The sequence below is a fragment of the Sphingobium sp. V4 genome, from assembly GCF_029590555.1.
In the GTDB taxonomy this organism is placed as follows: Bacteria; Pseudomonadota; Alphaproteobacteria; order Sphingomonadales; family Sphingomonadaceae; genus Sphingobium.
In genome coordinates this window covers 371046-389759 of the sequence record NZ_CP081001.1, presented here as the reverse complement: position 1 = coordinate 389759, position 18714 = coordinate 371046, and the positions used below count along the sequence as shown (strand labels likewise).

General features: G+C 65.8%; 17 protein-coding genes and 1 tRNA gene. 9 read left to right on the top strand and 9 right to left on the bottom strand.

What is annotated here, in order from left to right:
* Positions 1-43: 43 nt before the first annotated feature.
* From K3M67_RS02030 to K3M67_RS02010, 5 genes are all read right to left on the bottom strand, one after another.
* The gene (locus tag K3M67_RS02030; protein ID WP_285832121.1) at positions 44-730 is read right to left on the bottom strand and encodes an NnrU family protein; all 687 of its coding nucleotides are present in this window, start codon (positions 728-730) and stop codon (positions 44-46) included.
* Positions 731-799: 69 nt separating this feature from the next.
* On the bottom strand, positions 800-1846 hold the full coding sequence (gene add, locus K3M67_RS02025) for an adenosine deaminase (protein ID WP_285832120.1): 1047 nt from the start codon (positions 1844-1846) through the stop codon (positions 800-802).
* Positions 1847-2045: 199 nt separating this feature from the next.
* Positions 2046-2510: a DUF2497 domain-containing protein gene (locus K3M67_RS02020; protein WP_066860231.1), complete on the bottom strand. Its 465-nt coding sequence runs from the start codon at positions 2508-2510 to the stop codon at positions 2046-2048.
* Positions 2511-2580: 70 nt separating this feature from the next.
* The gene (locus tag K3M67_RS02015) at positions 2581-4056 is read right to left on the bottom strand and encodes a TolC family outer membrane protein (RefSeq protein WP_066860234.1); all 1476 of its coding nucleotides are present in this window, start codon (positions 4054-4056) and stop codon (positions 2581-2583) included.
* 19 nt (positions 4057-4075) lie between these two features.
* A complete protein-coding gene (locus K3M67_RS02010; RefSeq protein ID WP_285832119.1) occupies positions 4076-4708 on the bottom strand; it encodes a protein-L-isoaspartate O-methyltransferase family protein in 633 nt (210 codons plus the stop codon).
* Between the two features lie 188 nt (positions 4709-4896).
* On the opposite strand from K3M67_RS02010, the gene K3M67_RS02005 reads away from it, so the two are divergent.
* Positions 4897-4970 (top strand) — tRNA-Cys (locus K3M67_RS02005).
* A 708-nt stretch (positions 4971-5678) separates the two neighbouring features.
* Positions 5679-7526 (top strand): DUF885 domain-containing protein, encoded by a 1848-nt coding sequence (locus K3M67_RS02000; RefSeq protein ID WP_285832118.1) that lies wholly within the window; start codon positions 5679-5681, stop codon positions 7524-7526.
* Between the two features lie 70 nt (positions 7527-7596).
* Here K3M67_RS02000 and K3M67_RS01995 read toward each other — a convergent pair whose 3' ends face one another.
* From K3M67_RS01995 to K3M67_RS01985, 3 genes are all read right to left on the bottom strand, one after another.
* Positions 7597-8412: a ferredoxin--NADP reductase gene (locus K3M67_RS01995; RefSeq protein WP_066860575.1), complete on the bottom strand. Its 816-nt coding sequence runs from the start codon at positions 8410-8412 to the stop codon at positions 7597-7599.
* A 174-nt stretch (positions 8413-8586) separates the two neighbouring features.
* On the bottom strand, positions 8587-8898 hold the full coding sequence (locus K3M67_RS01990; protein WP_285832117.1) for a hypothetical protein: 312 nt from the start codon (positions 8896-8898) through the stop codon (positions 8587-8589).
* 133 nt (positions 8899-9031) lie between these two features.
* On the bottom strand, positions 9032-10633 hold the full coding sequence (locus tag K3M67_RS01985; RefSeq protein WP_066860245.1) for a phosphoenolpyruvate carboxykinase: 1602 nt from the start codon (positions 10631-10633) through the stop codon (positions 9032-9034).
* Between the two features lie 271 nt (positions 10634-10904).
* On the opposite strand from K3M67_RS01985, the gene K3M67_RS01980 reads away from it, so the two are divergent.
* The 7 genes from K3M67_RS01980 (at position 10905) to K3M67_RS01950 (ending at position 17171) form a co-directional block, all read left to right on the top strand.
* A complete protein-coding gene (locus K3M67_RS01980) occupies positions 10905-11609 on the top strand; it encodes a response regulator transcription factor (RefSeq protein WP_066860248.1) in 705 nt (234 codons plus the stop codon).
* Complete coding sequence (locus K3M67_RS01975; RefSeq protein WP_066860251.1) at positions 11578-13173, top strand: sensor histidine kinase; 1596 nt, start codon at positions 11578-11580, stop codon at positions 13171-13173. Before K3M67_RS01980 ends, K3M67_RS01975 begins: the two co-directional genes overlap by 32 nt.
* A 64-nt stretch (positions 13174-13237) precedes the next feature.
* Entirely contained in the window at positions 13238-13669 is a 432-nt protein-coding gene (locus K3M67_RS01970) for an HPr kinase/phosphorylase (RefSeq protein WP_066860254.1), read from the top strand.
* Positions 13666-14598 (top strand): RNase adapter RapZ, encoded by a 933-nt coding sequence (rapZ, locus tag K3M67_RS01965; protein ID WP_285832116.1) that lies wholly within the window; start codon positions 13666-13668, stop codon positions 14596-14598. Before K3M67_RS01970 ends, rapZ begins: the two co-directional genes overlap by 4 nt.
* Positions 14599-14626: 28 nt before the next feature.
* Positions 14627-15031: a PTS sugar transporter subunit IIA gene (locus tag K3M67_RS01960; protein ID WP_066860260.1), complete on the top strand. Its 405-nt coding sequence runs from the start codon at positions 14627-14629 to the stop codon at positions 15029-15031.
* Entirely contained in the window at positions 15028-15300 is a 273-nt protein-coding gene (locus K3M67_RS01955; protein WP_066860263.1) for an HPr family phosphocarrier protein, read from the top strand. The genes K3M67_RS01960 and K3M67_RS01955 overlap by 4 nt, the downstream gene beginning before the upstream one ends.
* A 275-nt stretch (positions 15301-15575) precedes the next feature.
* The gene (locus K3M67_RS01950; RefSeq protein WP_285832115.1) at positions 15576-17171 is read left to right on the top strand and encodes an ABC-F family ATP-binding cassette domain-containing protein; all 1596 of its coding nucleotides are present in this window, start codon (positions 15576-15578) and stop codon (positions 17169-17171) included.
* A 3-nt stretch (positions 17172-17174) separates the two neighbouring features.
* On the opposite strand, the gene K3M67_RS01945 is transcribed toward K3M67_RS01950, so the two are convergent.
* Positions 17175-18704 carry a DHA2 family efflux MFS transporter permease subunit gene (locus K3M67_RS01945; RefSeq protein ID WP_066860268.1) on the bottom strand — a complete coding sequence of 510 codons (1530 nt, stop codon included), beginning with the start codon at positions 18702-18704 and terminating at the stop codon, positions 17175-17177.
* Between the last annotated feature and the right edge of the window lie 10 nt (positions 18705-18714).

The window sequence follows — 18714 nt, the reverse complement described above, 5'->3', positions numbered from 1 at the left end:
AAGCGCCCTTAAAGGCCCTTCCCGCTCCATTCCAGCGAAACTATCATCCGATCCAGCGCCAGATGCCCGCGTCCCAGCCGGCAAGCGGGATATGCGCCCATGTCGCGGCCAGCCAGACGACCAGCCCGCCCGCCAGCGCGTGCATCCCGAACCGCCCGAACCGCGCCCGGCCAGCCGCGATGGCGGCAAAGGGCCAATAGCTGGTCCGCGCCTCCCACTGCGTCCAGACGTCGGCTTTCAGCGCTTCCTTCTTGCGATCCTGCAAGGCCGCGCCAACCAGTGCCAGGATGAGGATGGCCAGCGCGAGGATGATATTCTTGGCGACCGGATAGACCAATATGTGGCTGATGCTCCACAGCGCGAAGGACCACATCATCGGATGGCGGGTGATGGCGAACACGCCCTTCGCCTCGGCCGGCGCGCGCAGCCCGCCTTCGGGATCGGGCATGGCGGGATTGCCGACGAACGATCCCATCAGCAGGATCGCCGCCAGCAGCATGGTCACGCTGGCGACCGCCCATAGCCCGTCGCCCACCTGCCAGAGCATATCCGTTACGGATACGGAACGATATGCGACGACCAGCCAGCCCAGCGTGGCGAAGGCGACCAGCGAATAAAGGCCGAGAAACCCCTTCTCCCCCAGGCGCGCGACCAATGGGCCGCGCAGCGGATGGGACAGCAGGAAATGCGTCCCCACAAAGGCCACCGCCGCGATCAACACCATCGTCATGCCGCCCTCCCGCGTCAGGATGGCGCCATGTCTAGCATATCGCGTTTAACTGTCCATTTCGCTGTCGCCTTATCCGGCCACGCCCTCCGCCCTGGCGAAGGCGTCGAGCCGGGCGAGGCAGGCCGCGCGCGGCGCCTCTCCCATCCATCCCGCTTTGAACGCGTTGCGGGACAGCCGCACCAGTTCCGCCTTGGTCAGCGCGCTTCGCGCCTGCGCCTGCACCAGCACCTCGTTCAGATATTCGCTGCCCATATAGGCCGGATCGTCCGAATTGATTGTGACGTTGAGGCCCGCGTCCAGCATCCCGCGCACCACGTCGATCGGCGGCGCTTCCCCGCGCACCGTGCCGGAAAAGCTCGGACAGACCGTAAAACTGAGGTTCCGCGCCCTGGCCATCGCGATCAGTTCCGGCGATTCCAATATGTTGCCGCCATGGTCGATCCGATCCACCCGGATGTCGACGATGGCTTGGCGGATATGCTCCAATATGTCCTTCTGGTTGAGGTCGCAATGCGCCGTAACCTTCAGCCCCGCCGCCCTGGCCTTGGCGAAATGGGCCGCGAACTTGATCGGCGGGTGATCCTTCTCATCCGAATCCAGCCCCACCGCGACCAGATGCTGGCGAAAGGGCAAGGCCGCATTGAGCGTCTCCATCGCCGATTCCGCCGACAGATCGCGCACGAAGCAGAGAATGAGCTGCGATCCGATCCCCAGCTGCGCGGCCGCGGACTCCCGCGCGCTGGTGATGCCGCCGATCACCGCGGCCATCGGCACGCCCCGTTTCAGATGCTCCTGCGGGTCGAAGAACATCTCGGCGTACAGGATATTCTGCGACGCCGCCCTCGCCAGATAGGCATAGGCCAGGTCATGGAAATCCTGTTCGGTGCGCAGCACCTTCATGCCGTCATAATAAATGGCGAGGAAGCTGGGCAGGTCATGATAGACATAGCTGGCCTTCATCGCCGCAACATCGGCGAAAGGCAGGTCCAGCCCGTTGCGCTTCGCCAGCGCGAACTTCATCTCTGCTTCCAGCGTGCCTTCCAGATGGACATGATATTCCGCCTTGGGCAGCGCCGCGATGAAGCGGACCATGTCAGCGGCATCATCAGCCGGCACGGCGGGCGTGCTCCACGCAGGAAGGGAAGGCGCCAATGCGGCGCAGGATGCACCCAGCACGCCACGAACCAGACCGCGTCTGCTCAACATAGTCGCTACCCCCCGGAAACCCGTCTTTCTATCCGGGGATCGGGCGGCGCCTGTCCATCATGATATAGTCCACGCCCCGTAGCAAAAAAGGGAGCGGGAGGGATGCGGCTCAGCGGCTGGTGATGCGCGCGATTTCCTTCGCCACCATCTCTTCGACCAGCACCGGCAGACGGGCGTCGAGCCAGTCCTTGAGCATGGGCTTGAGCATAGAGCGGACCAGCCCTTCGAGCGTATTGTCCTCGCCGTCCTTGGGCGCGACCAGCATCGATGACAGGGCGGACAGCGAATGACGCGCCGCGACTTCGCTTTCCACCGACAGGATCGACTCGTCGCCGGCGGCAACGGGGGATGCCTTGGCGGCGGCTTTGGGAGCGGGCATGACTTCCTCCTCCGCGACCTCTTCGGTCAGTTCCAGCACTTCTTCGACGGCCGATTCGATCGGGACGGGCTTCGCCGCCTCGGCGCGGGCACGGCGGGGCGCGGCCTGGACCGCTTCCTCCCCTTCCTCCGCGATGATCCGCTTGATGGACGAGAGTATCTCTTCCATCGAGGGTTCCTTGGTCATGTCACCCATGGATAGTCCCCGTCCAAAATCCATTGCGCACCCTTATGCTTTAAGATTACCCGACCGGGTTAACAAGCGGTTAAGGCTGCTGCGAAGAAGCGGCATCGACATTGGCATTTTGTGCGGGCGTGTCAACGGTGCGCGTCGCCACGGGATTGGGCGCCGGGTCGAAGTCCCAGTCGAACCATTTGCCCTTTACCCGGTCATAATTGGCCATCGGGTCATACAGAGCACCGCTTTCCAGGCCCAGATCATCCGCTTCGGCATGGCCCATCGCGGCCAGCAGGCTGAAACCCGCGACATAGGCGTTGCGCTGCGCCGTCACCAGCTGGACCTTGGCGTTCAGCGATTCCTGCTCGGCGTTGAGGATGTCGAGGATGGTGCGGCTGCCAACGGAATTTTCCGCCCGCACGCCTTCCAGCGACAGCGACGCGGCGTCCACCGCTTTGCGGCTCGACTCGATCGTCTGGAGCGACGCCTGCCAGCTGGCATAAGCGGCGCGGGCCTGGGCGATGACGCTGCGCTCGGCCTCGATCTCCTGCTCGATCGCCTGCGATTCGAGGGCCTGGTTCTGCCGCACCTGGGCCGCCGGCCGGCCGCCCTGATAGAGCGGAACGGTCAACTGGAGGCCCGCCGCCGCCTGCTTGTTGATCTGCGCGCCCCCGCCCGGCTGGCCATTGTCCAGCGAGTCGAGATAGTTGGTGTAACCTGCCTGGGTGAAGGCCGACAGCGTCGGCATCACGCCGGCACGCGCCGCCTTCACGTCATAGCGCCGCGCCTCGCGCTGCTTCTGCGCGGCCAGAATGTCGGGATTGTCCTTCAACGCCACCTGGACCGCCGCGTCGGGGCTGCCGGGCAGGCCGGGCAGTTGCGGCGGCGGCTCCAGACTGTCGGGCGCCTCGCCGACCAGCGCGATATAGTTTTCGCGGCTGGTGATCAGGTTCGCCTGCGCCGTCTGGAGGTCCGAACGCGCCAGCGCCAGCCGCGATTCGGACTGCGCCACGTCGGTGCGCGTCAGGTCGCCGACCTCGAATCGGTCGTTCGTGGCCTGGAGATTGACGTCCAGCACCTTCACATTCGCCTCGTTGAGCGAGACCAGCGCCGTATCCCGGATCACGTCCATATAGGCCGCGACGGTCTGGGAAAAAATGCTGGCTTCAGTCCCGCGCAAATTGGCCTGGCCCGCCTCGACGCGGATCTTGGCGGCCTTGACCCCGTTGCGGACCGCGCCGCCGGAATAGACCGGCACGCTCAGTTGCGCCTGGGCGTTCACTGTCCGCTGGGGCGACGTGAAGCTGATCGTAGGCTTGAGGATACTCTCGCTATAGCTGCCGGTCACGTCGAGTGCCGGACGACCGCTGGCCTTCTGGATCGGCACATTCTCGTCGGTCGCCCGCTGCCCGGCGCGCGCGCCGGTCAATGTCGGGTTGGACGCATAGGCCTTGGCCAGCGCCCCCTGCAGCGTTTCGGCCTGGACGGGGGCGGTGATCGCGGAGGTCAGCAACAGCAGGGCGGCTGCGGCACGATGCCGTTTCGGTAAGCGCTTCGCTGTCATCTCCCCCCGCCTGTCATTGTCAGAACACAAAAGCCTTGGGCGCGCCGAAACCGGGCAGCACCACCATTTCCATGTCGATCAGGCTGCTCAGTCCCAGCAGGCCATCAACCACCCGACCGCTGCACAGGCGGGTGACGCCTCGGTCGGCGATCCCGGTCACGACGCGCGCGCCATCGGCAAGCTGTTGAACGAGCGCGGCGGGCACTTCCTCCACCGCGCCATCGATGAATAGCAGGTCATAGGGCGCGCCGGCCGCGGCCCCCGCCTGGAGCGGCGCGCGCACCACGGTCACGCCAGGCACGGCGATCTCCGGACCGCCCTCTTCCTCCACCGCCGTCACCTGCGCGCCCAGCGCCGCCAGCAGCGCGGCGGAATAGCCGGTCGCGGCGCCGATCAGCAGCACCTTGTCGCCCTCGGCAACCTGCGCTTCCTTGAGCAGCCGGCCGGTGACCAGCGGCGGATTGAGCGCGCGGCCGGCGGCCAGCGGGATCGGGCGATCGACATAGGTCATGGCGCGGCGGTCCGCGGGGACAAATTCCTCGCGCGGCACCCTGGCCATCACCGCGATCACGCGCTGGTCGTCCACGTCGCTGGTGCGCAACTGGCTGTCGACCATGGCGGCCCGCATCGAAGAATAGTTCTGCTCGGTCACGATAGTTCCTCGCTTGGCACAACTGTATTGGCAATGCAATACACTAAGGAGATCATCGGACCTCTAAATCAGCAGGCCGCCCGCGCCAAGCGGCTTTGCGCGGTGGTCGCGAAGATTCTTGGGCTGCAAGCTCCAACCGCGGCTTGACTTTGTCGCCAAAGCCGCACATTTGCGGCCACCCACGCCGAGGCCCGATGGCGGAGTGGTGACGCAGCGGACTGCAAATCCGTGCACGCCGGTTCGATTCCGGCTCGGGCCTCCATATTTCTGTCAGCCAATGCTCGCTGATAATTAAAAAACCTCCGATTTTCTTTATTTAACGGGAAGTCACGGGTTGGCGGTGATCACCTCTATTCGCCTGTAACTGTCGAAGGCGGGACTTCGCTATGAGCCTCGGAAGGCCCCCAAGGGCATCGACCGATACTGCAATCCGAAACTCAAAGCCCAAGAAGAAGCCGTAGACGATGGCAGATTCTCTGCGGCTTTCTTGTCGGTCAACCCCAGGGGCAGCAAGCAGCGGCTCCTCACATGCAGAATGAACGGCTGAGAGCCGCGCTGACCACAGCGAAGGTCGAACACTTCCCGGCGATCACCTGACCGGTCAGGTTCGGCGCATTGCTGCGGGCAACAGAGGATTATCGGGGCGATCCCGTCGTCATATATGCCCTGAAACTTATACCGCATGTGTTCCAGCGCCCCGGCAGAAGCCGACAGTTGGAATGGCTGGAGCCAATTTCGACAAAGCGGTCCGGATCATCCTCCAGGAGAAGATGACGTTGCGCCAGCCCCATTCGGCGCCATTGTTCCGCCAAGCGTTGGGGATCCTGTCGGAGATGCGTTCCCTTCCGGCTCCTCTCGTTTACATACGTCCGCGCACCGGGCAGGATGGTCGCGCGCCGGATTTAACATGTCCAATCAAGCGCAAAATATGCGATGGCAGGCGTAACCATATACCGGAGACCCTTGCCCCATGACGACGTCCCGCCGCGATTTCCTTGTCGCCGGCTCCTCTGCCCTTGCCCTCGCTGCCCTGCCCGTTCGCGCCTTCGCCCAGGCCGCGCGGGCGACCGACACGCCAGACGCCCGCGCCCAGGGGATCCTGGCCGACATGGCCGAAGCCATGCTGGCGGACGCCCCCGAAACCGCCGGCGGCCTGGGGCTGGACACCGGCGCCCGCGCCGCGCTGCGCAGCCGCCTCGGCGACAAGAGCGTTGCCGGCCAGGCCCGGATCGCCGCGCATGTGCGCGACCGCCTGGCCGCGCTGCGCGCCATCGACCTTGCGCCACTCTCCCCCGCCACCCGGACCGACGTGGAAGTGGTGCTGGCAGCCCATGAACTGGCGGCGGACGGCTTCGCCTTCCCTTTCGGGGACATGGCGATGATGAACAGCAACTGGTCCTATCGCAATTCGCCCTATGCCGTCGCACAGAACACGGGCAGCTTCGTCGAGACCCCCGACTTCCTCGACAGCAACCATCCCGTCACCAACCGCGCCGACGCCGACGCCTATCTCGCCCGGCTGACCGCCTATGCCGCCAATCTCGATGGGGAAACGGAGCGACTGCGCCATGACGCCGGGATCGGCGTCGTCGCCCCGGCCTTCCTGCTCGAAAAGACGCTGCGGCAGATGACCAGCGTCCAGGGCCAGCCGCTCGACCAATGGACGGCGGTCGCCTCCCTCGCCCGCCGCACGAAGGACATTCCGGGCGACCATGCCGCCAGGGCCGAAGCCATCGTCCGCGAAAGGGTCGCTCCCGCCCTCGCCCGCCAGATCAGCGAACTTCAGCGCCAGCGTGCCCTTGCCACGATGGATGCAGGCGTATGGAAACTGCCGCAGGGCGAGGCCTATTATGGCTGGGCGCTGCGCGCCGGCACCACCACGACCATGACCCCGGAGGAGGTCCACAGGCTCGGCCTCGACCAGCTCGCCGCGCTCCAGTCGGAAATGGACCAGCTGCTCAAAGGGCTGGGCATGACAAAAGGCACCGTCGGCGAGCGCATGACCGCCATGGGGAAAGATCCGCGCCACCTCTTCCCCAATGACGACAATGGCCGCCAGCAGATATTGTCCTTCATCGACGGCCGCCTCGCCGACATCCGCACCCGCCTGCCCCGCGCCTTCGCCACGCTCGTGCCGGCGAAGCTGATCGTGAAGCGCGTACCGGTCGAGATCGAAGCGGGCGCGCCCGGCGCCTATGCCGGCGCGGGGTCGATCGACGGCTCGATCCCCGGCAATTATTATATCAACCTGCGCGACACCGGCATGTGGCCGCGCTACGCGCTTCCCACCCTTTGCTATCATGAAGGGATTCCCGGCCATATCTGGCAGGGCGAATATACCTACAAACTGCCCCTGATCCGCTCGCTGCTCGCCTTCAACGCCTATAGCGAAGGCTGGGCGCTCTATGCCGAGCAGCTTGGCGACGAGCTGGGCGCCTATGATGGCGATGTCGCCGGGCGGCTCGGCTATCTCCAGTCGATCGCCTATCGCTGCTGCCGCCTGGTGGTCGACACCGGCCTCCACGCCAAGCGCTGGACGCGGGAGCAGGCGATCCACTGGTTCGCTACCACCAACGGTTCCACGGTCGAGGAAGTCCAGGGCGAGGTGGACCGCTATTGCGCCTGGCCGGGCCAGGCCTGCGGCTACAAGGTCGGCCATGGCGAAATCGTCCGCCTGCGCAAAATGGCTCAGCAGGCGCTGGGATCGAAATTCGACTTCCGCCTGTTCAACGACGCCGTGGTCAAGAGCGGCGGCGTGCCGATGACCGTGCTGGCGGGGAATATCGACGCCTGGGCGGCGGAACGGAAGAACGCCTGATCCCGGAGACATGAAAAAGGGCCGGAGGATCGCTCCCCCGGCCCTTCCCTATTCTCGCTGCGGTCGGCGCTCAGCCGACGAAAGCCCGCTCGATCACGAACTGGCCCGGCGCCGCGTTGGAGCCTTCGGTAAAGCCGTTCGCCTCGAAATAGGCGGCGAACTGCTTGATCATCTCCATGCTGCCGCACATCATGATCCGGTCGGTTTCCGGGTCGAACTTCGCCGGCCCCTCGATCCCCTCGAACAGCGCGCCGCTCTCGACCAGCTTGTCGATGCGGACGGTGTTGCGGAACGGCTCGCGCGTCACGGTCGGCACGTAATGGAACTGGGTCGCGGCCTGGTCGGCCACCAGCGGATCATCCGCCAGCTTGCCTTCAAGTTCGTCATGAAAGGCCAGGTCGCTCACCCGGCGTACCGAATGGACTGCGACGACCTGCTCGTAAAATTCATAGACGTCGGGATCGCGCGACAGGCTCAGGAACGGCGCCAGGCCCGTGCCCGTCGACAGCATGAACAGCCGCTTGCCCGGCAGCAGGGCATCGGTGACGAGCGTGCCGGTCGGCTTGCGGCCCAGATAGATCTGGTCGCCCGGCTGGATCAGCTGGAGCTTGGACGTCAGCGGTCCGTCCTGCACCTTGATCGACAGGAACTCCAGTTCCTCGTCCCAGGCGGGGCTGGCGACCGAGTAGGCGCGCAACAGCGGCTTGCCATTGTCGCCCATCAGGCCGATCATCACGAACTCGCCGGACCGGAAACGGAAGCTGGCGGGTCGCGTGATGCGGAAGCTGAACAGATGCTCGTTCCAGTGCCGCACCGACAGCACGGTTTCCACGGAAAGCGCGCCGGTGGGTTCCAGAACCGGCTTTTCGATCGTCACGTCGGTCAACACCTTATCCTTGCCTTGCATCAGCGCCGTCTGGTCAGCGACGCCAGTTGCGGATCGTTCGCAATAAACGATGATGCTGGCGAATTGGCCCTTTCGCCGCGCGAAGGCAAGGCCAAAAAAACTTGTGCGGCCCAAAGGGCGCCCTTGCCGGACGCCCGGCGCCGACGCGTCGCGCTATCCGAACAGACCCTTGGCGATCCCGCCCAGCTCGTTGAGAGGATTGCCGTCGCCATCCCGGTCGAACAGCCCACCCAGCTTGCCGAGGATCGCTTCCGGTCCGCCAAACGCGCCCAGCAGTTCCTGCAACTTGTCGGCCGATACGCCATGTTCGGCCGCCGTTTCGGCCAGCGCCGACACGCTCGTCTCGCCGGATCCGATCTTGGCGCTGATCTCGCTCATCAGCCCCTGCATCTTCTCCGGCGACACGCCGATCTGCGCCGCAATCGCTTCCAGCCCGCCCATCTTGCCAATCAGATCTTCGAACATGCCCAAACTCCCGCAAAAGGTTGGCGGCAAGCATAGCACCGCCGACACGCCCCCGACAGCAAAAGAGCCGGCCCAGAAGCAAAAGAGCCGGAGGATCGCTCCCCCGGCTCCCTTGCCTCGTCGGTCGCTGCGATCAGGCGGCGGTCAGGGCCGCCCCGCGCACGCCGTCGTCGACATGGTCCACGAACTGGGCGAAATTATCCACGAACGCCTTTACCAGGGTCGCGGCGGTTTCGTCATAGGCGTCCTTGTCGGCCCACATGGCGCGCGGGTCGAGGATGGTCGGTTCGACGCCGTTCACCGCGACCGGCACCTGGAAACCGAAATTCGGATCGGTGCGGAACGCGACATCGTTCAGGCTGCCGTCCAGCGCCGCATTGAGCAGCGCGCGCGTCACCTTGATCGGCATCCGCTTGATGCCCGGCATGGTCGCCTTGCCGCCCGCCCAGCCGGTGTTGACCAGCCAGCAGGTGACGCCGCCCTTGTTGATCCGCTCCTTGAGCAGATTGCCGTAGACGCTGGGGTGACGCGGCATGAACGGCGCACCGAAGCAGGTCGAGAAGGTCGCGGTCGGCTCGGTCACGCCGATCTCTGTGCCCGCAACCCGCGCGGTATAGCCCGACAGGAAGTGATACATCGCCTGCTCCGGGGTCAGCCGCGCGATCGGCGGCAGGACGCCATAGGCGTCGGCGGTCAGGAAGATGATGTTCTTCGGGACCGGACCCAGATTCTTCTCCGACGTGTTCGGGATGAAATCGATCGGGTAGGAACCGCGGCTATTCTCGGCCAGGCTGTTATCGTCCAGGTCAATCGTGCGGGTTTCCTCGTCGATGACCACATTTTCCAGGACCGTGCCGAACCGCTTGGTGGTGGCGAAGATCTCCGGCTCGGCCTCGGCCGACAGGTTGATCATCTTGGCGTAGCAGCCGCCCTCGAAATTGAACACGGCGGTATCCGACCAGCCATGCTCGTCGTCGCCGATCAAGGTCCGGGACGCATCGGCCGACAGCGTCGTCTTGCCGGTGCCGCTCAGGCCGAAGAAGACGGCGGTATCGCCGTTCGGACCGATATTGGCCGAACAGTGCATCGGCATCACGCCCTTGGTCGGCAGCAGATAGTTGAGGATGCCGAACACCGACTTCTTCATCTCGCCGGCATAGGACGTGCCGCCGATCAGGATCAGCTTCTCGGTGAAATTGACCGCGATCACGGTTTCGCTGCGCGTACCGTGACGGGTCGGATCGGCCTGGAAGGTCGGCAGGTCGATGATCGTATATTCGGGCGTGAAGCCGGCCAGTTCATCGGCGGTCGGACGCACCAGCAGGGTGCGGATGAAGAGGTTGTGCCACGCGCGCTCATTGATGACGCGGACGTTGACGCGATGCTCGGGCTGCGATCCGCCGAACAGGTCGGCGACGTAGAGTGTATCCTTCTCGCCCAGCGCCTTGAAGAAATCCTCCTTCAGCGCCGCGAAATGCGCCGGCGTCATCGGAACGTTGGTCTTGCCCCACCAGACGGTGTCCTGGGTCTCGGCGTCCTGGACGATGAACTTGTCGCTGGCCGAGCGGCCGGTGTGCTTGCCGGTCTTGACGACCAGCGGGCCGTCCTTGGACAATATGCCTTCCCCATTGCGGATGGCTGCCTCGACCAGCGGCGCGGTGCCGAGATTCCAGAACTGATCGGCACGCGTGGAAATGCCCTGGTCCGCCAGGGTGATTGAGGATTTGGCCTGCACGCCTTTACTCCCGATATAACAATGTCGGATCGCCGATTTTTATCTGGCGACCAATCCGCCGCTCATGCGCCGCGTCTTCGCGCGTCGGCATGGCTGCGGACACTTCGGCCATAAGGCTTTGCGGAACGGCCGTCAAATCGGGGCGGACGGCCATTCGTCCCGAATCTCGGCAGTTGCGCCGCAGAGCGTGCCGCCACCCCTTCCTTGCGGCTGGGCGAACCATGGTCTAACGCTCGGAACATTCTCCTTTCTGCTCATTCCGGGTAATTGCATGACCGCCACCATCGCCCTTGTGGATGATGACAAGAATATCCTGACTTCCGTGTCGATCGCGCTCCAGGCCGAAGGCTTCCTGACGCGCATCTATTCCGACCCGGAAGGCGCCTTGAAAGCGCTGCTCGACAATCCCGCCGACCTTGCCGTGTTCGATATCAAGATGCCCCAGATGGATGGCCTGGAGCTGCTGCGCCGCCTCCGCGAAAAGAGCCAGATGCCGGTCATTTTCCTGACCTCCAAGACCGACGAGCTGGACGAGGCGCTGGGCCTGGCGATGGGCGCCGACGACTATATCTCAAAGCCCTTCTCTCAGCGGCTGCTGATCGCGCGCATCCGCGCCATCCTGCGCCGGGCGGAGGTCAGCAAGGCGACCGAGGAACCGGACGAGCCGGTCGCCGACCCCATAGTGCGCGGCCGGCTGGAAATGGACCCGGCCCGGCATCGCGTGAAATGGGGCGGCAAGGACGTGACCCTGACCGTCACCGAATTCCTGATCCTCGAAACGCTCGCCCAGCGACCGGGCGTGGTCAAGAACCGCAACCAGCTGATGGATGCCGCCTATCAGGATGACGTCTATGTCGACGACCGAACCATCGACAGCCATATCAAGCGGCTCCGCCGCAAGTTCCGCGAGGTGGACTCCGATTTCAACGCAATCGACACGCTCTATGGCGCCGGATACCGATTCTCCGAGGAATGACGCGGCGGCGCTCGCGGTGCGCTGGTCGGGACGGCTGAGTCTCACCCCGCGCATCCTTGCGGTCAACGTGTTCGCCCTCGCCCTGCTGGCGGGCGGCTTCTTCTATCTCGACAGCTATCGCACGCGCATCGTCGATGACCGGCTGGAACAGTCGGCGCGCGAACTGAAGTTGCTCGCCATCGGCCTGGACAATGCGCCTGCCGACCGGCAGGATCGTCTGATCGCCGCCTATTCGCGCCAGACCGGAGACCGGGTCCGGCGCTACGACGCCACCGGCGCGCTCGCCGCCGACAGCTTTGCCATGGACGCGCCGCGCTACCGGCTGCGCCTGCCCTCGGAGGAGGAATGGCAGCGTCATGTCGCCCGCTTCCTCGACAAGGTGGTCGACCGTGTCGTTTCCGCCGACCGACCGCCCGATTTCGAGGAACCGGCACAGGACCGCGCCACCGCGTGGCCCGAAGTCATGCTGGCGCGCAAGACCGACCGCCCCGCAGCAATGAACCGCTACGCGCCGGACCGCACCTTCATGATCTCCGCCGCCGTGGCGATGAAGGACGGCGGCAGCCTGCTCGCCACCGAAAATGCGCGCGACATCACGCGCATCGTCCGCGCCGAACGGCTGCGTCTTGGCATGGTGCTGGCGGTCGCGGTGCTCGCCTCGGTGCTCCTGTCGCTCTTCCTCGCCCGCACCATCGTCCAGCCGCTCCAGCGCCTGGCGCGGGCCGCCGTGCGCGTCCGCCTCGGCCGCGCGCGTGAAGTCACCGTGCCGCGCCTGCCCGAACGGCGCGACGAGATTGGTATGCTGGCCCGCGCCCTGTCCGACATGAGCCATGCGCTGCGCCAGCGGATCGACGCGACCGACGCCTTCGCCGCCGATGTCAGCCATGAACTTAAAAATCCGATCGCCTCGCTGCGCTCCGCCCTCGATTCGCTGGAGCGGGTCGACCGGCCGGACCTGCGCGCGCAACTCATGGCGATCGCGCAGGACGATGTCCGCCGCCTCGACCGGCTCGTCACCGATATCGCCGAAGCCTCCCGCGTAGACGCCGAACTGTCCCGCACCCGCTTCGAGCCGATCGACCTCGGCCTCCTGATCGAGAAGATGGTGCTGGCCCGCGAGGCGCGCGGCGTGCCGCGCGGCGTCCGCCTCGCCTTCGCCCGCCCGCGCAAGGATGTCGCGGTCGTGCTGGGCGAGGAGGCTCGGCTGATCCGCGTCCTCGACAATCTCATCGACAATGCCGTCTCCTTCTCGCCAGAGGGCGGACTGGTGCGGATCATCGCCACCGTCGCCGACGACCAGATTTTGGTCAGCGTGGAGGATGAAGGACCGGGCGTCCCCGTGTCCGAGCGCGAGCATGTCTTCCGCCGCTTCCACAGCGTCCGGCCAGAGGGCGAGATTTTCGGCAAGCATTCCGGCCTCGGCCTCGCCATCGCCCGCTCGATCGTGGAGGGGCATCAGGGCCGCATCAGCATTGGCGACCGCGAAGATGCGCAACGCGGCGCCTGCTTCGTCGTGCGCCTCCCCATGGCGGTGGCCCGCGATCCCGGCATCGTTTCGGAATAGGACGAAGGACCGACGCCACGGCCATTTCCATCGCCGTCAACACAGGGTAGAAGAAGGCAGGGGTATGGCGCGCGCACTTTCATCCGAAACGCTTCATGCGACCAGCGTGGCCATAGGCGGCCGCGCCGTTCTGCTGGCCGGGCCTAGCGGCGTGGGCAAATCCGACCTTGCACTCCGCCTGATCGACCGCGGCGCGATTCTGGTCAGCGACGACTATACGCTGGTGAAGCGCGTCGATGGCCAGCTGATCGCTACGGCGCCGGACACGATCGTGGGGCAGATGGAGGTGCGCGGCCTCGGCATCGTCGCCATGCCCCATGCCGACGCGCCGGTGGCACTGGTCGCCGACCTGTTCGACAAGGTCGACCGTATGCCGCTCGATCCGGTATTCCGCGCGATCGCCGGGGTCCAGATCCCGATGGTCAAGATCGCCCCGTTCGAAATTTCCGCCGCCATCAAGGTCGAACTGGCGCTCCGGACGCTCGCCCCGCTATGAACACCCCCCATCCCAAGACCATCCTGCTGCTGTCCGGCCTGTCGGGCGCGGGCAAGACCACCGCGCTCAAGACGCTGGAGGATATGGGCTGGGAAGTAGTCGACAACCTGCCCCTCCTGCTGCTCGACCGGCTGCTCGACACGCCGCTGGCCGCCGGGCATGAGCCGGGCGACGACCGGCCGCTGGCGCTGGGCATCGACGCGCGCACGCGCGGGTTCGACGCCAATGCCATCGTCCAGCGGATCAAGGCGCTGCGCGAACGACACGGCCATGATGTCGAGACGCTGTTCCTCGACTGTTCCGGCACCGAACTGGAGCGCCGCTTCGCCGAGACGCGCCGTCGCCACCCGCTGGCGCTGGACCGCCCCGCCGCCGACGGCATCGCCCGCGAACGGGAGTTGACCGAGCCGCTGCGCCGCTGGTCCACCCAGGTCATCGACACCACCAGCTTCACCAGCAACGCCCTGCAACAGGAAATCCGCAACCGCTTCTCGCGCGAGGGGCTGTCGGAACCGGTGCTGACCATCCTCTCATTCGGCTTCTCGCGCGGGGTGCCGCGCAACGCCGACCTGATGTTCGACATGCGCTTCCTGCGCAACCCGCATTGGGACGATGCGCTGCGGCCCCGGACCGGGCTGGACCCGGACGTCGCCGCCTATGTGATGGCAGACCCGGCCTATGAAGAGGCGCTGGGCCGGATCGAGGATCTGCTCGTCACCCTGCTGCCGCGCTACGCGGAGGGCGGAAAGACCTATATTACCGTGGCTTTCGGCTGCACCGGCGGGCGGCATCGCTCCGTCCACGTCGCGACGCGGGTCGCGAAACACTTGCAAGAAGCGGGCTTTTCGCCCACGGTCTTGCACCGCAATATTGAATCGGTGCCCCAGGACAGTCTGGAGAAGCGCCGTCCGGGAGGCCCGAAAGCATAATCATGACACAGGTGGGCCGCACAAGCAGATGATCGGACTCGTACTCGTCACCCATGGATCGCTCGCGACGGAATTCGTCGTGGCGATGGAGCATGTCGTGGGGCCGCAGCAGCAGATCGAGACGATCTGCATCGGCCCGGAAGATGACATGGAGCTGCGCCGCGCCGACATCGCGGCGGCGGTAGCCCGCGTCAATGACGGCACCGGCGTGATCCTGCTGACCGACCTGTTCGGCGGCACTCCGTCCAACCTCGCCATCTCGCTGCTCAAGGCCGGCGAGATCGAGGTGATCGCCGGCATCAACCTGCCCATGCTCATCCGCCTCGAAAGCGCGCGCAAGGTGATGGACGTGCGCGCCGCGGTTGCCGCCGCGCGCGAAGCCGGGCAGAAATATATCAGCGTCGCGTCGGAACTGTTGGGCAGCACCACATGAACGAAATCAGCCAGGAAGTCCGGATCAGCAACAAGCGCGGCCTTCACGCGCGCGCCAGCGCCAAGTTCGTCACCCTGGCCAGCGGCCTCCCCGCCGACATCACCGTCAGCAAGGACGGCAACCACGTCACCGGCACGTCGATCATGGGCCTGATGATGCTCGGCGCGGCGATGGGCGACAGCATCACCATCAAGGCCACCGGCCCCGAAGCCGTCGACGCGCTCGGCAAGCTCGTCACCCTGGTCGAGGATAAGTTCGGCGAAGAGTGACGCCGCCGCGTTACAGCTATAGTCAGCGGACACTCCACTCCAGTTGACGGGAGTGGCAGCGAGGCTGGGTGCGGCCAGGCCGGACTTGATCGCAACACCGTGGGCTGTCCGCCGCGCCGCTGCGCGCTTCCCCGATGCCCCCGCGCTCACGCCCGGCTTGCCACCCTGGTTCCGACCGCTTACATCACGCCCTCACCCTTCCGAAAGGATCGTCGCCATGGACATCGCCCTGATCGCACAGCCCCCTCGCTCTGCCTTCAGGAAAGCCCCTGTCCATGCCTGCGCCCCTCTCTGCCATCACGCTTTCCAACCTCGGCTGGTCCGCGCCTGACAGGACACCCGTCCTTACCGGGCTGGACTTCCGTTTCTCTCCCGAACGCATCGGCCTGATCGGTCGCAACGGGGTCGGCAAATCGACCCTGCTCGCGCTGGTGGCGGGCGAACGTCGCCCCGCGACCGGCGATGTCCGGGTCGGCGGCAGCATCGCCATGCTCCGCCAAACGCAAGCGCCCGAGACCGGACAGACCATCGCCGACCTGTTCGATGCGCGCGCCGCCCTCGCCCTGCTCGACCGGGCCGAGACCGGCGCAGCGACAATTCCAGAGCTGGAGCAATGCGACTGGACCCTGCCCGCGCGCCTCGCCGATGCGCTGGCGGAGGTCGGCCTCGCGAACGATCCCGCCACGCCGCTGGCGCATCTGTCGGGCGGTCAGCGCACCCGCGCCGCGCTGGCGGCGGCCATGGCCGCCCGGCCCGACTGGCTGCTGCTGGACGAACCGACCAATCATCTCGACGCCGATGGCCGGGATGCTCTGATCGCGCTGCTCGAGCGCTGGCGCGGCGGCGCGATCATCGTCAGCCATGACCGGACGCTGCTGGAACGGATGGACTCCATCGTCGAACTGACGGGCCTGGGGCTGACCCGCTATGGCGGCAACTGGTCGGCCTATCGCGCGTGCAAGGTGGTCGAACTGGCCGCGGCCCATCATGCGCTGGACCATGCCGAGCGCTCGGCATCCGACCTCGCCCGCAAGATCCAGCGCGCGACCGAGCGAAAGCAACGACGCGACGGCGCGGGCGCCCGCCATGCGGCGAAAGGCGACATGCCCCGCATCCTGCTGGGCCAGCGCAAGAACCAGGCGGAGCGGTCCGGCGGGAACGCCGCCCGCCTCGCTGACAGGCAGCGCGCGCAGAGCGAAAGGACGATCGCCGACGCCCGCGCGCAGATCGAAATTCTCGCCCCGCTGACCGTTGCCCTTCCTGCCGCCTGCGTCGCGACAAACCGCACGCTGCTGAGGCTGGAGGATGTGACCGCCGGCCACGATCCTGCCGATCCGCCGATCCGCCATCTCAGCTTGGCCATGACCGGCCCGGAACGAATTGCCATCACCGGCCCCAATGGCGCGGGCAAATCGACATTGCTCCAACTCGTCGCCGGCCAGATCGCGCCGCTGTCGGGCGTCCTGCATCGCCCGATCGCCTGCGCCCTGCTCGATCAGGATGCGGGGCTGCTCGATCCCGGCGCGACCATCGCCGACAATTTCGCGAGACTCCATCCCGGCACGACGCGCAACGCCGTCCATGCCGCGCTCGCACGCTTCCGCTTCCGGGCCGAGCTGGCGCTGCAACGGGTGGAGGCATTGAGCGGCGGCCAGCGGCTACGCGCCGCGCTCGCCTGCGTACTGGGCGGGGAAACACTGCCGCCGCTGCTGCTGCTGGATGAACCGACCAACCATCTCGACCTCGATTCGATCGCGACGATCGAACAGGGGCTCGCCGCTTATGACGGCGCGCTGATGGTGGTCAGCCATGACCCCGCGTTTCTCGACGCCATCGGCATCTCGCGCCGGATCGCTCTCCCCGCGCGCTGAGCCTCAGTGCGCCGCCGACGTGTCGACCGTCCCGGTGGGCCGCGGCGCCAGCCAGACGATCGCGGCGGCGGCGAACAGGACCAGCGCGGAAATGAAGAAGACATGGTCGACCGCGATCACGATCGCCTCCTGCTCCACGATGTTGGAAATGGTCTGCCGGATCTGCTCGGTCGACAGACCCATCGCGCTCAGTTGGGCCTGCACGTCGCCCGGCTGCAAAACGCTCGCCAGTTCGTTGCGGGACACGCGCTGCGAATCGCCCCATCCCGTCAGCACCAGCGATGTCGCGATCGCGATCGCCATGGTACGGACGAAATTCTGCAACCCCGCCGCAGACGCAGTCTCGCTCGGCAGCACCGACCCCAGCGTCAACGTGGTCAGCGGGATCATGAAGAAGGGCATGGCGAAGCCCTGGATGAACTGCGGCGCGGCCATGGTCCAGAAATCGACCCCGCTGGTCCAGTGCGCGCGCCACAAGGTCATCAGGCCCAGCCAGAATACCGCCCCGGAAATCATCAGCCGCGGATCGACCCGGCCCATGAAGCGGGCGGCGAAAGGCGCCGTCATCAGCGCCGCCATCGCGGTGAAGGCGGTCAGGATGCCCGCCCAGGTGGCGGTGTAGCCTTGGGTCGTCTGCAACCATTGCGGGATAATAACGATACCGGAAAAATAAGCCCCGAAACAGAGCGCCAGCGAAAAGACGCCGGACGAAAAGCCGATATGGCGGAACACGCGCAGGTCGACGACCGGATGCTCCTCGGTCAGTTCCCAGATGATGAATGCCAGAAAGCCGATCGCCGCCAGCACCGCCAGGATGACGATCGTCGTATCGGCGAACCAGTCATGGTCGCGGCCGATGTCCAGCATCACCTGCAGGCAGCCGATCCAGAAGACCAGCAGGAACAGGCCCATCTTGTCGATCGGCACGCGCGCCGTATCCGTCTCCACCGGCCGCAGAAGCGCCTGCGCGGCAAAGACGCACAGCACCGCGATCGGCAGGTTGATGAAGAAGATCCAGTGCCAGCTCCAATTGTCGCTGATATAGCCGCCGATGATCGGTCCCATGGCCGGTCCCAGCAGCGTCGTCATCGCCCACAGGCCCATAGCCCGCGATCGCGTCTCGGGAGGAAAGATACGCATCAGCAGGGTCTGCGACATGGGCATGATCGGCCCGCCGCAAATGCCTTGGCCGACCCGGGCCGCGACGATCATCCCCAGCGTCATCGACAGTCCGCAAATCAGCGAAAAGAATCCGAAGCCGATCATCGCCAGCGTGAAGACCCTGACCACGCCGAAGCGCGCGGCGAGCCAGCCGGTGAGCGGCACGCAGATCGCTTCCGCCACCGCATAGGATGTGATGATCCACGTCCCCTGGTCGGGAGCGATGCCCAGGTTGCCGGCGATGTGCGGCACGGAAACATTGGCGATGGTGAGGTCCAGCACCACCATGAAGTTGCTCATGGCCAGCACCAGCCCGGCCAGCGTCCGGGTGCGCGGCGAAAGCCGCGAAAAAATCTCGTCGTCGCTGCTCATCGCCCGGCTG

Bases quoted from the DNA above. Each gene is read 5' to 3' on its own strand.
- K3M67_RS02030 (WP_285832121.1), bottom strand. From the start codon at position 730: ATGACGATGGTGTTGATCGCGGCGGTGGCCTTTGTGGGGACGCATTTC.
- K3M67_RS02020 (WP_066860231.1), bottom strand. From the start codon at position 2,510: ATGGGTGACATGACCAAGGAACCCTCGATGGAAGAGATACTCTCGTCC.
- K3M67_RS02015 (WP_066860234.1), bottom strand. From the start codon at position 4,056: ATGACAGCGAAGCGCTTACCGAAACGGCATCGTGCCGCAGCCGCCCTG.
- K3M67_RS02000 (WP_285832118.1), top strand. From the start codon at position 5,679: ATGACGACGTCCCGCCGCGATTTCCTTGTCGCCGGCTCCTCTGCCCTT.
- K3M67_RS01990 (WP_285832117.1), bottom strand. From the start codon at position 8,898: ATGTTCGAAGATCTGATTGGCAAGATGGGCGGGCTGGAAGCGATTGCG.
- K3M67_RS01980 (WP_066860248.1), top strand. From the start codon at position 10,905: ATGACCGCCACCATCGCCCTTGTGGATGATGACAAGAATATCCTGACT.
- K3M67_RS01975 (WP_066860251.1), top strand. From the start codon at position 11,578: ATGGCGCCGGATACCGATTCTCCGAGGAATGACGCGGCGGCGCTCGCG.
- K3M67_RS01970 (WP_066860254.1), top strand. From the start codon at position 13,238: ATGGCGCGCGCACTTTCATCCGAAACGCTTCATGCGACCAGCGTGGCC.
- rapZ (WP_285832116.1), top strand. From the start codon at position 13,666: ATGAACACCCCCCATCCCAAGACCATCCTGCTGCTGTCCGGCCTGTCG.
- K3M67_RS01960 (WP_066860260.1), top strand. From the start codon at position 14,627: ATGATCGGACTCGTACTCGTCACCCATGGATCGCTCGCGACGGAATTC.
- K3M67_RS01955 (WP_066860263.1), top strand. From the start codon at position 15,028: ATGAACGAAATCAGCCAGGAAGTCCGGATCAGCAACAAGCGCGGCCTT.
- K3M67_RS01950 (WP_285832115.1), top strand. From the start codon at position 15,576: ATGCCTGCGCCCCTCTCTGCCATCACGCTTTCCAACCTCGGCTGGTCC.
- K3M67_RS01945 (WP_066860268.1), bottom strand. From the start codon at position 18,704: ATGAGCAGCGACGACGAGATTTTTTCGCGGCTTTCGCCGCGCACCCGG.